This window comes from Micromonospora sp. PRAS1 (assembly GCF_059553435.1).
Genome location: NZ_JCANNB010000003.1, coordinates 266769 through 280675 on the forward strand (window position 1 = coordinate 266769; position 13907 = coordinate 280675).

At 72.9% G+C, this 13907-nt stretch carries 13 protein-coding genes; 5 read left to right on the top strand and 8 right to left on the bottom strand.

Annotated features, from left to right (window positions below; translation table 11 throughout):
- The first annotated feature begins 41 nt into the window (after positions 1 to 41).
- Complete coding sequence (locus tag AC507J_RS05025; protein ID WP_111243504.1) at positions 42 to 311, top strand: DUF6458 family protein; 270 nt, start codon at positions 42 to 44, stop codon at positions 309 to 311.
- Positions 312 to 405: 94 nt separating this feature from the next.
- On the opposite strand, the gene AC507J_RS05030 is transcribed toward AC507J_RS05025, so the two are convergent.
- Complete coding sequence (locus tag AC507J_RS05030) at positions 406 to 945, bottom strand: SixA phosphatase family protein (protein ID WP_496287855.1); 540 nt, start codon at positions 943 to 945, stop codon at positions 406 to 408.
- A 117-nt stretch (positions 946 to 1062) separates the two neighbouring features.
- Here AC507J_RS05030 and AC507J_RS05035 point away from each other — a divergent pair, with 117 nt between their 5' ends.
- Positions 1063 to 1341 carry a DUF6458 family protein gene (locus AC507J_RS05035; protein ID WP_496287856.1) on the top strand — a complete coding sequence of 93 codons (279 nt, stop codon included), beginning with the start codon at positions 1063 to 1065 and terminating at the stop codon, positions 1339 to 1341.
- A 107-nt stretch (positions 1342 to 1448) separates the two neighbouring features.
- On the opposite strand, the gene trhA is transcribed toward AC507J_RS05035, so the two are convergent.
- Positions 1449 to 2126, bottom strand: a complete 678-nt coding sequence (gene trhA / locus AC507J_RS05040; RefSeq protein ID WP_496287857.1) for a PAQR family membrane homeostasis protein TrhA — start codon at positions 2124 to 2126, stop codon at positions 1449 to 1451.
- A gap of 154 nt (positions 2127 to 2280) precedes the next feature.
- On the opposite strand from trhA, the gene AC507J_RS05045 reads away from it, so the two are divergent.
- The 3 genes from AC507J_RS05045 to AC507J_RS05055 are packed head-to-tail and all read left to right on the top strand — an operon-like array spanning position 2281 to position 4503.
- Positions 2281 to 2913, top strand: a complete 633-nt coding sequence (locus AC507J_RS05045; protein WP_496287858.1) for a 5-oxoprolinase subunit B family protein — start codon at positions 2281 to 2283, stop codon at positions 2911 to 2913.
- Entirely contained in the window at positions 2910 to 3767 is an 858-nt protein-coding gene (locus AC507J_RS05050; RefSeq protein WP_496287859.1) for a 5-oxoprolinase subunit C family protein, read from the top strand. Before AC507J_RS05045 ends, AC507J_RS05050 begins: the two co-directional genes overlap by 4 nt.
- Positions 3751 to 4503, top strand: coding sequence for a LamB/YcsF family protein (locus tag AC507J_RS05055; RefSeq protein WP_496287860.1), 753 nt, complete (start codon positions 3751 to 3753; stop codon positions 4501 to 4503). Before AC507J_RS05050 ends, AC507J_RS05055 begins: the two co-directional genes overlap by 17 nt.
- A gap of 73 nt (positions 4504 to 4576) precedes the next feature.
- On the opposite strand, the gene AC507J_RS05060 is transcribed toward AC507J_RS05055, so the two are convergent.
- The 6 genes from AC507J_RS05060 to pdhA form a co-directional block, all read right to left on the bottom strand.
- On the bottom strand, positions 4577 to 6412 hold the full coding sequence (locus AC507J_RS05060; protein WP_496287861.1) for an NHL domain-containing thioredoxin family protein: 1836 nt from the start codon (positions 6410 to 6412) through the stop codon (positions 4577 to 4579).
- Between the two features lie 149 nt (positions 6413 to 6561).
- Complete coding sequence (locus AC507J_RS05065) at positions 6562 to 9270, bottom strand: LppU/SCO3897 family protein (protein WP_496287862.1); 2709 nt, start codon at positions 9268 to 9270, stop codon at positions 6562 to 6564.
- 326 nt (positions 9271 to 9596) lie between these two features.
- Positions 9597 to 9734: a hypothetical protein gene (locus tag AC507J_RS05070; RefSeq protein ID WP_341718349.1), complete on the bottom strand. Its 138-nt coding sequence runs from the start codon at positions 9732 to 9734 to the stop codon at positions 9597 to 9599.
- 215 nt (positions 9735 to 9949) lie between these two features.
- Complete coding sequence (locus AC507J_RS05075; protein ID WP_496287863.1) at positions 9950 to 11422, bottom strand: dihydrolipoamide acetyltransferase family protein; 1473 nt, start codon at positions 11420 to 11422, stop codon at positions 9950 to 9952.
- A 5-nt stretch (positions 11423 to 11427) separates the two neighbouring features.
- Positions 11428 to 12417, bottom strand: coding sequence for an alpha-ketoacid dehydrogenase subunit beta (locus tag AC507J_RS05080; protein WP_496287864.1), 990 nt, complete (start codon positions 12415 to 12417; stop codon positions 11428 to 11430).
- Complete coding sequence (gene pdhA / locus AC507J_RS05085; protein WP_496287865.1) at positions 12417 to 13592, bottom strand: pyruvate dehydrogenase (acetyl-transferring) E1 component subunit alpha; 1176 nt, start codon at positions 13590 to 13592, stop codon at positions 12417 to 12419. Before pdhA ends, AC507J_RS05080 begins: the two co-directional genes overlap by 1 nt.
- Between the last annotated feature and the right edge of the window lie 315 nt (positions 13593 to 13907).

Sequence of the window (13907 nt, forward strand, 5' to 3'; positions counted from 1 at the left end):
GATGTACGCCCAGAGCAACCGCACGGGGGAGTGCCGCGCACATGGGCATCGGTAGTGGAATCTTCCTGATCGCGATCGGCGCGATCCTGACCTTCGCCATCCGGGCCAACGTCTGGTGGGTGGACCTGCGTGCCGTCGGCTGGGTCTTCATCCTGGCCGGACTTGCCGTCCTGCTCACCACCCTCTGGTACTGGCAGGACCGCCGCAAGCGGGCCCGGACCCTGATCGTGGAGGAGAACCGGCTCTCCCATCCGACGGCGATGATGCCGCCACCACCCGATCCGCCGCCGCCGACCGCCCCACCGAGCTGACACGGGGCTGCCCCTGGCGTCCCCGAGCGCTGAGGCGAGCCCGCCGACCGGGTAGGGGCGGGCAGCCGACCACACCGCACCCGGCTGGACCGACTCAGCCGCGTGCGGTGTGTCGCGCGCTGATCGGGGCGGTGCCGTGGCCCAGCTCCAGCCAGGGCCCGGTGGGCCGGTGCACCACCAGGTCGGTGGTGCGTAGCCCGTCGGGATCCGCACCGGGCGGATCGAGCAGCTCGGACAGGAGCGAGATGCCCGGGTTGTGCGCGATCAGCAGCACCGTGCCCGCGTCCGGCTCGACCGCACGAAGCAGCGTCAACAGTTCGCCCGGGTGCGCCTCGTACGCCTGCGTCTCGTAGCGGACGACCGGCACCGGGCCGGCCGGGCCGCCCTCCGGTGGCGCCCCGGTGATGCCCAACTGCACCTCGTGCCAGGTCTGTCGGGTGCGCAGCGCCGCCGAGCAGAGCACCAGATCCGGCAGCAACGCGTGCCGGGCCAACCAGGCGCCGGCGGCCCTGGCGTCGGCGCGGCCACCGGCGGCCAGTGGGCGCGCCACATCGAGACCGTCCGCCGTGGGTGGTTCGGCCTTGGCGTGCCGCAGCAGCACGAGTGTGCGTCCGGCGACCGGGCTGTCCGTCATCCGTTCAGCTTGCCCGATTGGCGATCTCCGTGCCGGGGTAAATCCCCTGGCGCCGCAACCGTCATCCATGGCCGCGGCGGAGTGGATTGCAGCTTCGAATGCCGAGGAGACGACGAGATGGGTATCGGTGGCAGTATCTTCCTGATCGCGGTCGGCGCGATCTTCGCCTTCGCCGTACAGGCGGACGTCGGTTGGCTCAATCTGAACGTCGTCGGCTGGGTGCTGATGTTGGCCGGGGTGGCCGGCCTGCTCGTGACGCTCTACTTCTGGAACTCGCGGCGGCGCATGGTGCCGGCCCCGGCTGAGCGGGTGGTCACCGAGCGCGCCGTACCGGTCCAGAACGACCGGGTGGTGCAGGAGTACCGCGAGGTGCGCCGGCCGGGCCCGACGGTCTGACCTCCCCCCTCCGGCGGCAGTGGGACGGCGCCCCCGTCCCACTGCCGCCGCCCCTGTCCAGCGCATCCCGGCCGAGGCTCAGGCGATGAGCGTGCAGTGGGCCGGGCTCACGCGAAGAGCGCGAAGTAGATCGCGATGTGGTGGCAGATCGCCGCGACCAGCGTGCAGGCGTGGAAGAACTCGTGATGACCGAAGACGGTGGGCCACGGGTTCGGCCGGCGTAGCGCGTAGAAGACCGCGCCGACGGTGTAGATCGCACCACCGACGGCGAGCAACACCAGCGCGGTGACCCCGCCCTGGCGGAGGATGTCGGGCAGCATCGCCACCGACACCCAGCCGAGGGCCAGGTAGAGCGGTGCGGAGATCCAGCGTGACGCGTGCGGCCAGATCAGTTTGAGCGCCACTCCCGCCACGGCACCGCCCCAGACCACCGACATCATGATCACAGCGGTCCGGGTGTCCAGCAGCAGAATGCAGAACGGCGTGTAGGTGCCAGCGATGAACAAGAAGATCATCGAGTGGTCCATCCGCCGCATCACCTGGTAGCCACGGGTCGACCACACCCGACGGTGGTAGAGGGCACTGGTGCCGAAGAGGCCGCAGACGGTGAAGCTGTAGACGGCGCAGCTGACCAGCGGGGTCCAGCCCGGACGGGCCGCAGCGATCGAACAGAGCACGATGCCGCAGACCAGGGCGACGAAGAAGGCGTACGTGTGCAGCCAGCCGCGCATCCGGGGTTTCCCGATGTCGACCGGCTTTAGCCGGGGGCGTGCTGAGGTGGTCACGGCCCTTAGGCTACGACACCGTAGGTTACCTGCGGGTAGTGCGACTCGTCACGCCGCCAACGGGTCGGTGGACCCTTGCGCCGGCGAGCGGGCGGGAGCCGGTCCGGAGGGTTGGCGGAGGCGAACGCGGACAGCAGTCCGGGATGATGACGGCATGCGGATCAGACCGGTGGGTACGCGCGCCCTGCTGCTCGACCTCGCCGACAGCGGGACGGACGTCGCCGCGACCGTGGAGGCGTGGCGGGCCGAACTGTGGCGCGCCCGGGACCGGGGCGACCTGGTCGCCACCGAGATCGTGCCCGCCGCCGCCACCGTGCTGCTGGACGGCGTACCGGATCCGGTGGCCACCGCCGACCGGATCGCGAGCTGGGCGCCGGTGCTGCCCGCCGGCCCGGCCCCCACCGGGGCCGACCTGCTCGAGGTGCCGGTGACCTACGACGGCGAAGACCTGCCCCGCGTCGCCGAACACTGGCGGACGGACGTGCCGGGCGTGCTGCGTCGGCTACGACAGACCGAGTTCCGGGTGGCGTTCTGCGGCTTCGCGCCCGGCTTCGGCTACCTGACCGGGTTACCTGCCGAACTGGCCGTGCCCCGGCTGGCCACCCCGCGTCCCCGGGTACCGGCGGGCTCGGTCGCCCTGGCCGGCCCGTACGCCGGGATCTACCCGACCGCGTCGCCCGGCGGCTGGTTGCTGATCGGGCGTACCGGGCTGACCCTCTTCGACGTACGCGCCGATCCACCGGCCCGGCTCGTTCCCGGCACCCGGGTCCGGCTGGTGCCGGCGTGACCGGCCACGTCGAGGTGGTCCGGGCCGGGGCGTTGACCACCGTGCAGGATCTGGGCCGGCCCGGGTGGGCGCACCTCGGGGTGCCCCGCTCCGGCGCGCTCGACCCGGGAGCGCTGCGGCTGGCCAACCGCCTGGTCGGGAACCCCGAGTCGGCAGCCGGCCTGGAGATCACCCTGACCGGCTGTGCGCTGCGGCCGACCCGCGCCACCACGGTGGCCGTGGTCGGGGCCGAGGTCGACGTGTGGCTGGGAGACCGCCCCGGTGACCCCGGTCGACCGCTTGCCGTGCCGGCCGGGACGCTGCTGCGGATCGGTCCCGCCCGACGGGGTCTGCGCTGCTGGCTCGCTGTGGCCGGCGGGATCGCCGTCGACCCGGTGCTGGGCAGCCGCTCCACCGACACCCTCTCCGGGCTCGGGCCCGCGCCGCTGCGCGACGGCGACCTGCTGCCGCTGGGGGCTCCGACCGGTCCGCCCGCCCCGGTCGACGTCACCGTGCCGGTCGCGCACCCGACGGAACTGCACCTCGCCGTCCGGCTCGGCCCCCGGCACGACTGGTTCACCCCGGCCGCGCTCCACCTGCTTTTCAACACGGCGTACGCAGTCAGCCCGGTGAGCAACCGAGTCGGCGCGCGACTCACCGGCGCGCCGCTGCCCCGCGCGGTGAGCGGTGAGCTGCCCAGCGAAGGGCTTGTCCTCGGCGCGGTACAGGTACCGGCGGACGGCCAACCGTTGATCTTCCTGGCCGACCATCCGGTCACCGGCGGCTATCCCGTGGTCGCCGTGCTGGCCGACGTGACCCCGCTCGCGCAGGCCCGCCCAGGCACTACCGTCAGGTTTCATGGACCTGAACGCTGATCTCGGTGAGGGATTCGGTGCCTGGCGGCTCGGCGACGACGAGGCGCTACTGGACCTGATCACCTCGGCCAACGTCGCCTGCGGCTTCCATGCCGGCGACCCGCCCACGATGCGCCGGGTCTGCGCCGCCGCCGCCGAGCGTCAGGTCGCGGTCGGTGCCCAGGTGGGCTACCGGGACCTCGCCGGCTTCGGTCGGCGGCACATCGCGTACGACTTCGCGGAGCTGCGCGACGAGGCGCTCTACCAGCTCGGCGCGCTCAACGCGTTCTGCCGGGCGTACCGCACCCGGGTCCGCTACCTCAAGCCGCACGGCGCGCTCTATCACGCCGCCGCCGTCGACGAGGTGCAGGCGGCGGCGCTGGTCGCCGCGATCGAGGACTTCGACCACGAGCTGCCCGTGCTCTGCCCACCCGGTTCGGTGCTGGCCCAGCTCGCCCAGGGTGCCGGGCTGCGGGTGGTGGCCGAGGGCTTCGCCGACCGGAACTACCTGCCCAGCGGGCAACTGGTGCCCCGCTCCTCGCCCGCCGCCCTGGTCACCGATCCGCAGCAGGTGGCCCGCCAGGCGGTACGCATGGCCAGCGAACGGAGCGTGATCGCCATCGACGGCAGCGTCATCCCCTGCACCGTGGAGTCGATCTGCCTGCACGGCGACAGCCCCGGCGCGGTGGCCGCCGCGGAACTCGTCCGCGCCGCCCTGGTCGACGCCGGCATCACCCCAACCCCCTTCACCAACTAAGTGAAAGGAAGGGCCCCTTATTAACGCCTGGTGTAGGTAAAGGGGCCCTTCCTAACACTTCGAGCGGCGGTGCTCAGCCGGCGTCCAGGCCGCGCAGGACCAGCGGAAGGCGGACCGCGCCGTCGGCCGTGACGCGGATCGGCACGCCCCAGTCCTGCCGGGTCAGGTGGCAGGCCGCGTGTTCCACGTCGGCGTCGCAGGTCGCCGCCTGCGCGGTCACTTGAAGAACACCGTCGGGCACCGAGCCGTCGATCACCAGACGACGGGAGAGCTCGGTGCCGGTACCCGCCCCCTCGACCAGCAACTCTGGTGGCGACGCGGAAACCACCAGGCGGGTCGACGGGCCGTACGTCTCGTCCAGCTTCTGTCCCGGCGCCGGGGTGAAGACGACATCCAGCACCACCTCGCCGGCGGCCAGGTCGGTCGGCCTGCGTTCGGTACGGTGCCGAGGGCCGTCGACGGTGTCCGCCCCGGCCGCCGAGAGCGCACCCGGGGCCAGCCGGGTGATCCGGTGCGCGGCGGACTCCACCACCAGCACCGCGCCGTCCGGGGTGAGCACCAGGTCGCTCGGCTCGCCGAGCCCGGCGGCCACGGTCGAGACCTGGTCGGTCGCCGGGTCGTAGCGGCGCACCGCCCCGTTGTACGTGTCGGCGATCAGCACCGAGCCGTCCGGCAGCGCGCAGACACCGAGCGGATGCTGCAAAAGCGCCTGCGCCGCCGGCCCGTCCACGTGACCGAAGTCGAACAGGCCCTGGCCGACAACGGTGCCCATGACGCCGTTCTCGACGTACCGGATGGCGCTGGTCTCGCTGTCGGCGACCCAGAGCCGGGCACCGTCGGCGGAGACGGCGAGCCCGGACGGCTGGGCCAGCCACGCCTCGCTCAGCGGCCCGTCCCGCAGCGCCTCGACGGTGGTGCCGGCGTACATCCCGGCGGTGCGCTTGATCGGATCGAACCACCAGAGCTGGTGGATGCCGGCCATGGCGACGACGACCTTGTCGTCGTACCAGGCCAGGTCCCAGGGGGACGAGAGGTCGATGGAGAGCGCGTCGTGCGCGTGGTCGTCGACAGTGGACCGCCACTGCCGCCCGGTGCCGGCGACGGTGACCACCTCACCGGTGTCCAGTCGTACGCCCCGCAGCAGGTGGTTGACGGTGTCGGCGACCACCAGGTGGTAACCGGACACCTCGGCGACGTGCGGCGGCAGCAGGCACAGCCCCTGCGGCTCGGCGAAGGTGGCGACGTCGGCCGCCCCGTCGGCCCGGCCCCGGCTGCCGGTGCCGATCGCGCGGAGCACGGTCTCACCGTCGTCGGCCAGCTCGACCAGGCGGTGCCGGGCCGAGTCGGAGACCAGCAGACCGCCGTCGGGCAGGGCCACCGCCTTGCCCGGAAAACGCAGCGTGGTCTGCGGTTCGGCCGGCGGGACGTACGGGCCGTCGCCCCGGTGCAGCGTGCCCTTGGCCTCGTGGGTGGCGACCAGGTCGTCGATCAGCCGGACCAGTCCCTCGGCGTGTCCCTCGCCGGCCATCGTGGCGACCACGTAACCCTCCGGGTCGATCACCGCGAGGGTCGGCCAGGCGCGGGCCGCGTACTGCTGCCACATGTCCAGCTCAGGGTCGTCGAGCACGGGGTGGTGCACGCCGTACCGCTCGACGGCGGCGGCGAGCGCGTCCGGGTCCTTCTCGTGCTCGAACTTCGGCGAATGTACGCCGATCACCACGAGGACGTCGGCGTACTTCTCCTCGATCGGACGCAGTTCGTCAAGCACGTGCAGGCAGTTGATGCAGCAGAAGGTCCAGAAATCCGCGATTGTGATCTTGCCGCGGAGGTCGGCGAGCGTCAGCTGCCGCCCACCCGTGTTCAACCAGGCCCGGCCTCGAAGCTCGGGAGCCCGCACGCGTGCACTCATGCCCTCATCGTGCCCTACCGCCGGGCAGCGGCCGGCTCGACGGGCAGGTCGGTGCCGCTCAGCCAGGTCCGCGTCCCGCCGAAGCCGCGGCCGTACGCGAAACGGCGGGGTCACGGTTGCCCGTGACCCCGCCGCCGTGCGTACGCGGATCAGCCGGTGGCGTCCTTCAGACAGAGCACCGGCTGGGACACGTTGCCGCGAAGTTCGACGATGGGCAGCGAGGGATCCGGGCACTTGTCCTTCGAATCGACCTTCGACACCACGGTGAACGCCTCCGGGTCACCGCATTCGGCGACCACCGCGCTGTCGCCGGAGCGCTTGACGCAGGAGCCGACGGCCGGGTTGAAGGCACCCGCCTCGTCGGAGCCGCCGATCTTGCCGAGCAGCAGCAACAGGCCGAGCGGGATGGCGAGGATGAGCACCGCGGCCACCAGCACCGCAGCGAGCACCCGGCCATTACGTACCTTCGGTGCCGGGGTGTCCGGGGCCGGCTCGGCGACCGGCTTGAACGCGTCGAAGCGGCCCTGATCCCCCTCGGGCGCGGAGGATTCCGGGCTCCACGGCTGGCCGGGCTGCTGCGGCGCGAACGCCGAGGTGCGGTCCGTCGGGCCGTGAGCTCCCCCTGGACGTTCGGCCGGGCCGCCGAAGGAGCCACCACCCGGGCCGCCGAAGGGGTCACCTCCCGGGCCGCCGAAGCGGTCGCCACCCGGACCGCCGAAGCGGTCGCCACCCGGACCGCCGAAGCGGTCGCCGCCGGGGCCACCGTACGGGTCACCGCCGGGGCCGCCGAAGCGGTCGCCGCCGGGCGGTGGGCCGAACGGGTCAGCCGGCCGCTCCGGCTCCGCGTGCGGCTTGGTCCCGTTCACCGGCCGGTTGCTCGGCGGTGCGTCGGCGAAGGTGGGCAGACCGGGTGGGAAGGACGGCGGGACGGCCGGTGCGGCGGGAGCGTGCGCGAACGCGTCCGGACCGTCCCGGTCGCCGAAACGTGGATCCGGGCCGCCCTGGTCGAATCGGTGCGGTTGCTCGTCCCGATCCTGAACGGGCTCCACCGGTTGCTCGGGCTGGGCGGGCCGGCCGTACACCCGGGGCTGCGGCGGGGGCGTGCCCGTCGGCAGCGCCGAGTGGTCGGCCGGGGGCGTCACCCGGCTGGCCTGCGGCACCGACGCGCTCGCCGAGACGCCGCTGGCGGTCGTCGGCGGGGTCGCCCGGCCGGTGGACTCCGGTGAGGTACGCGGTGCCGGGATGGCTGCCGCCTGCGGCTCGTCGTGCCGCGACTCGGGTTGGCTCCAGCCCATGCCTCCGGCGGGCGGTTCGGTGCCCGGTTGCGGGCCCTGCCCGGCCTGCTCCCCGCCGAACGCGTAGTCGGCGGGAGGGGTCGCGGCCAGGCTGGCACCCGGCACCCGCTGCTCCTGCGGCGGCAGCGGCACCATGTTGGCCGGCGAGATACCGGGCGCCGGCGCGGGCTGGTACATCGGGCCGTTCTCGGGCCGTCCCGATTCGGGTTGGGCGCCGGGCCGGGCCGTCGCCGGGTCGGCTGAGCCGGCATTGCCCCACGCCTCGCCGGGGGCCCACGGTTCGATGTCGAGTGACGGTCGCTCGGCTGCGGTGCGGGACGGTAGCGGCTCCGACGACGGGCTCCACGACGGCGGCGGCCCGGCGTCGCCGGGCCGGGCCGGTTCGGCGGGCGTCCAGGCTGCCGTCGGTGGGTTCTGAGCTGGCGGCGACCATTGTGGGCCCCCATCGGACCCGTTGCCACCACCGGACCACTGCGGACTCCCGTCGCCCCCGGTGCCGCCGCCCGACCAGCCGGCCGACTCCGCCGGCTGTGGCGTGGCCCAGTCGGGTTGCGCCGGTCGGTCGCCACCGGCCTGCCAGCCCTCGGCCGGCTGCGGGTCGCCGCCCCAACGGCCGGCAGCGGAATCCGGCCGCTGGCCGTTGGCCCAACCGGGCTGTTCCTGCTGGTCCGCCTGCCACCCACCGGCTCGGGCCGGCTCGTCCGGGGCCGGTCGGGTGGTGTTCGGCTGCGGTACCTGCGCCGTGGCCCGGGCCGCCGGCTCCGAACGGATCGGCGCGGGCTGGTCGGCCGGTGCCCAGTCGGGCTTGGCGGGTTGGTCGGTCTGCGCCCAGTCGGGCTTGGCCGGCTCGGGGTTGCTCGCACCCGTGGCCCAGCCGGGAGTCTGGTGCTCGGCGGGCGGCGGGGAGGACCAACCCGGCTGCGGGTTGCCGGCCCAGCCGGGCCCGGCCTGATCGGACGGCGACTGATCTCCGGCCCAGCCGGGCCTGGCCTGATCGGACGGCGACTGATCTCCGGCCCAGCCGGGCCTGGCCTGATCGGACGGCGACTGATCTCCGGCCCAGCCTGGTCCGGTCTGGCCGGACGGCGACTGGCTGCCGGCCCAGCCCGGTCCGGTCTGGTTCGGCGTCCATTCCGCCGGCTGGGCCGGGTCGGGACTGCCGGGGTCGGTGCGGGGCGGGCTGCCCTGACCGGCGGACGCCCAGGCGGGTTGGTCCGATGCGGACGGTGCGGCGGGTGGCCAGCCCTGACCGGCCTGCTCACCTTGAGGCGCCCAGGATGCTTGGTGGGCACCGGCCGGCTCCCAGGCGCCGGGGGCCGGGGGTTCCGCCTGACGGGTTGCCTGGCCGCCGCCCCACTGGGTGCCCTGCTGCCCTGCCCAGCCGGGTGTGGCCGCGCCGTCGGATTGTGCGGGTGGTGCGGGAGCCCAGCCGAGGTCGGGGGCGGTTGCGCCATACCCGCTGTCCTGCTGAGCCGGTCGGTCGCCGTACGGCGCCGGTCCGCCGCCGCCCGGCGGCACCTCGTCCGGCTCCTGGCCGGGGCGGTGCGGGCCCTCGGACGTCATGCGTGCGCCTCCTCCATCACATGTCGGCCGCCGTCGCCGATGGTCTCGGTAGGGCAAGCCGGCCAGTGCCGGCTCCCCGCACCGTATCCCGGTGGCCACCGATGGGCTCCCGGGGAGCATCAATCGTCACTGTCCGTCGCCGGGTGGTGTCGAGATGCATCTATCGTCTCGACCCGTCCCGAGCGTGGACGACGACCGTGCCCCACCGTACCGGGCGCTGCGGCGGGGCGGTATCCCGGTGTCAGCCGCCCGGTACGAACGCCGACGACCCGCCCGGTGGTCCGGGCGGGTCGTCGATCTGGAGGAGGTGAACAGGGTCGGGGGCGTCAGTGCATGTGACGCTGGGCGATGGCGAGGATCTCGTCGCGGACCGCGGGCGAACTGGCGGACCGCAGGGCCCGCTCGATGGCGCGGGCGCGGCGGTTGGCGTCGCGGCGGTGGCGGATTCGCTCGATCATGCTCATGGTGGTCTCTCCTCCTGGCTATTCGGTTGTCGACCTGCCGATGCACCCATTAAACCGCGAAACCGCCCCGCTGGCCAGTGATTATTAGGTGAGCTGAGACACCAGCCTACGAATCGTAGGTAGGGAGAATGTTCGGGGCCAGGTTTCTTCACCGACGGCAACGGCCGGTGTGCCGGGGGTGAACCCGTTGGCACACCGGCCGCTGTGGTGGTGCGTCAGGTCCAGGCGAGCAGTGCCGCCTCCGGATCGGTGAGGAAGTCGCCCACGTCGCGCAGGAACTTCGAGCCCAGCTCACCGTCGATGATCCGGTGGTCGAAGGAGAGTGCGAGCGTGGTGACCATGCGCGGCTTGACCTTGCCCTTGTGTACCCAGGGCTGCTCACGGACCGCGCCGAGGGCCAGGATCGCCGACTCGCCCGGCGGCAGGATCGGCGTACCGGTGTCCACTCCGAACACCCCGACATTGGTGATGGTCAGGGTGCCTCCGGACATGGCGGCCGGCGAGGTCTTGCCGGCCTTGGCCGTCTGCACCAGCTCGGTCAGGGCGTCGGCCAGCTCACGCAGGGTCAACCGGCCGGCGTCCTTGATGTTCGGCACGATCAGGCCGCGCTCGGTGGCCGCCGCGATGCCCAGGTTCACGTACTCCTTGACCACGATCTCGTCGCCGGCCCAGGTCGAGTTGACCATCGGGTGCCGCTTGACCGCCAGCAGCACCGCCTTGGCCACCAGCAGCAGCGGCGAGACCCGTACGTCTCGCCACTCCCGCCGGCCACGCAGCCGGTCCAGGGCCTTCATCGCCCGGGTCACGTCGATGGTCAGGAACTCCGTGACGTGCGGCGCGGTGAACGCCGAGCGGGCCATGTTCTCGGCGGTGAGCTTGCGTACCCCCTTGACCGGAATGCGCTGCTCGCGGTCCGGGCCGAAGCTCGCGGCGGAGGTGGCCGGCGCGGCGACCGTCAGCGGCTCGGCCGCCGCCGGTGCCGAGGCCGCCTGCTGTACGTCCGCTCGGGTGATCGAGCCGAGCGGCCCGGACCCGGTAAGCGTGCGCAGGTCGACGCCGAGGTCCTTGGCGAGCTTGCGGACCGGCGGCTTGGCCAGCACCGGCCCGCCGACCCGACCGTTGCCGTTGACCGTCGGCGCAACCGGTGCGGGTGCGACCGGCGTGGCCTGGACCGGCGCGGGTGCGACCGGCGCGGGTGCGGCCGGGGTCGGCGCGACCGGCGTAACGGCTGCCTGGGCCGGGGCGCTGTTCTTACGGGGACGGCGCTTGGCCGCGGTGGTGCGGGGGCCGTAGCCGACCAGGACGGCGGTGCGGCCACCCGGGGCGGGGCCACCGATCATCCCCGGCTCGACCATGCCCTCGGTCGGGGCGACCTCGACGGCGGCCAGCGAGGCCGCCGAGGGGCTCGGCAGGTCCGTCGAGGACTCGATCGGCCCGGCACCCGGGTCGGTGTCGATTGCGATGATCGGGGTGCCGACCTCGACCGTGGTCCCCTCGGGATGGAAGATCGCCTGGACCTGGCCGGCCCACTTGGCCGGGATCTCCACGGCCGCCTTCGCGGTCTCCACCTCGACGATCGGCTGGTTCAGCTCGACCGTGTCGCCGACCTTGACCAGCCAGGCGAGAATCTCGCCCTCGGTCAGCCCTTCGCCCAGGTCGGGCAGGTTGAACTCCTTGATCCGGGACATGCCGCTCACCAACCGAAGGCGCGGTCGACGGCGTCGAGCACCCGGTCGAGGTCCGGCAGGTACTCCTCCTCCACCCGGGCGGCCGGGTAGGGGGTGTCGAAGCCGGTCACCCGCAGCACCGGTGACTCCAGGGAGTAGAAGCACTCCTCGGTGATCCGCGCCGCGATCTCCGCGCCGAGGCCGACGTTTGAGGGTGCCTCGTGCACCACGACCGCGCGGCCGGTGCGCCGCACCGACTCGTACACCACGCCGAGGTCCAGCGGGGAGAGCGTACGCAGGTCGATGACCTCCAGGTCGCGGCCGTCCTCGGCGGCGGCGGTCGCGGCGTCCAGGCAGGTGCGGACCATCGGACCGTACGCCAGCAGGGTGGCGGCCGTGCCGGGCCGCGCGACCCGGGCGGCGTGCAGCGGGTACGCGTCGGAGAGCGGGGCGTCCAGGTCCACCTGCCCCTTCTCCCAGTAGCGCCGCTTCGGCTCGAGGAACACGATCGGGTCGTCCGAGGCGATCGCCTGCTGGATCATCACGTACGCGTCCTGCGGGCTGGCGCAGGAGACGACCTTCAACCCGGCGGTGTGCGCGAAGTACGCCTCGGGCGACTCCGAGTGGTGCTCCACCGCGCCGATGCCGCCACCGAACGGAATCCGGATGACCATGGGGATGTTCAGCTTGCCGCGCGAGCGGTAGTGCATCTTCGCCACCTGCGACACGATCTGGTCGTACGCCGGGTAGACGAAGCCGTCGAACTGGATCTCGCAGACCGGTCGGTAGCCGCGGATGGCCAGGCCGACCGCGGTGCCGATGATGCCGGACTCGGCCAGCGGGGTGTCGATCACCCGCTGGTCGCCGAAGTCCTTCTGGAGGCCGTCGGTGATCCGGAAGACGCCGCCGAGCTTGCCGACGTCCTCGCCCATGACGACGACCTTCGGGTCGCTCTCCAGGGCCTTGCGCAGGCCGACGTTGAGCGCCTTGCCGAGGGTGAGCGTTTCGGTGGCCATCAGTGCGCACTCCCCTCGAACGACTCCAGGTACCGGCTGAACTGCGTGCGCTGCTCGTCGAGCAGCGGCGACCCGTTGGGGTAGACGTGGTCGAACATGGTGGTCGGTTCCGGGTTCGGCATCGCCAGCACCCGCTCGCGCAGGTCGACCGCCTCCCGGCGGGCCTGCTCGTCGACCTCGGCGAAGAAGCCCGCGTCGGCGATCTTCTCCCGCTCCAGGAACGCCTTCACCCGGGCGATCGGGTCCTTGGCCTGCCACGCCTCGACCTCGCTGGCGATGCGGTAGCGGGTCGGGTCGTCGGAGGTGGTGTGCGCCCCCATCCGGTAGGTGTACGCCTCGATCAGCGTCGGGCCCTGCCCGTGCCGGGCGTTGTCCAGCGCGTGCCGGGTCACCGCGTAGGTGGCCAGCACGTCGTTGCCGTCCACCCGGATGCCGGGGAAGCCGAAACCGGCGGCCCGCCGGTAGAGCGGGATGCGGGTCTGCCGCTCCAGCGGCTCGGAGATGGCGTACTGGTTGTTCTGGCAGAAGAACACCAGCGGGGCGTTGAAGACGCCGGCCCAGACGAACGACTCGTTGACGTCACCCTGGCTGCTGGCGCCGTCGCCGAAGTAGGCGATCACCGCCTCGCCGTCGTCGGTGCCGGTCTTGCCGTCCATGGCGACGCCCATGGCGTAACCGGTCGCGTGCAGGGTCTGCGCCCCGATCACGATCGTGTACATGTTGAACTTGAACTCGTTCGGGTCCCAGCCGCCCTGGTCGACGCCGCGGAACAGGCCCAGCGGCATGATCGGGTCGATGCCGCGGCAGTAGAGCACGCCGTGTTCGCGGTAGGTCGGGAAGGCCATGTCCTGCGTACGCAGGGCCCGGCCCGAGCCGACCTGGGCCGCCTCCTGGCCGAGCAGGCTCGCCCAGATGCCCAGCTCGCCCTGCCGTTGCAGGGCGGTCGCCTCGGCGTCCAACTTCCGTACCAGCACGAGGTCGCGGTAGAGGCCGCGGTACTCCTCGTCGGTGAAGTCGACGCGGTACTCGTTGCCGTCCGGGCCGGTCACGCTGTCGATCCGCTCACCCGCGGGGGTGAGCAACTGCACCAGTTCCGGGTCGCCGGTCGTGGCCTTCCTGGATCGGGGTGCGGCTCGCCGGCCGCGGGTGCTGGCCCCGGGGTCGCCCTTTGCCATCCGTCTCTCCCTGTCGTGTCTGCGTCGGCACCGGGGGGTCACCCGGCCGCGCGACTCGTGCGCCCGCCCCGGCTGGTGCCGGGATCGGTTCCTGGCGACCGCGCCTAGCCCCGGTGGGGGTTGCCGCGCGGCGTGAGCCGGATTCATGGCCGAACCCGGTTCGGGAGCGCCGGTGCCCAGTCGCGCCTACCGCGTGGGTGCGCGGAGGTCGCGGCTGCGCTGCCGCCGTTGCTCCATATTCGCATCAGGGGTGAGTCGTCCCACAGTCCGCCTGCCCCGCAGCCCAGAGTCCGCAGGCGCCGCATCCCCGTACCG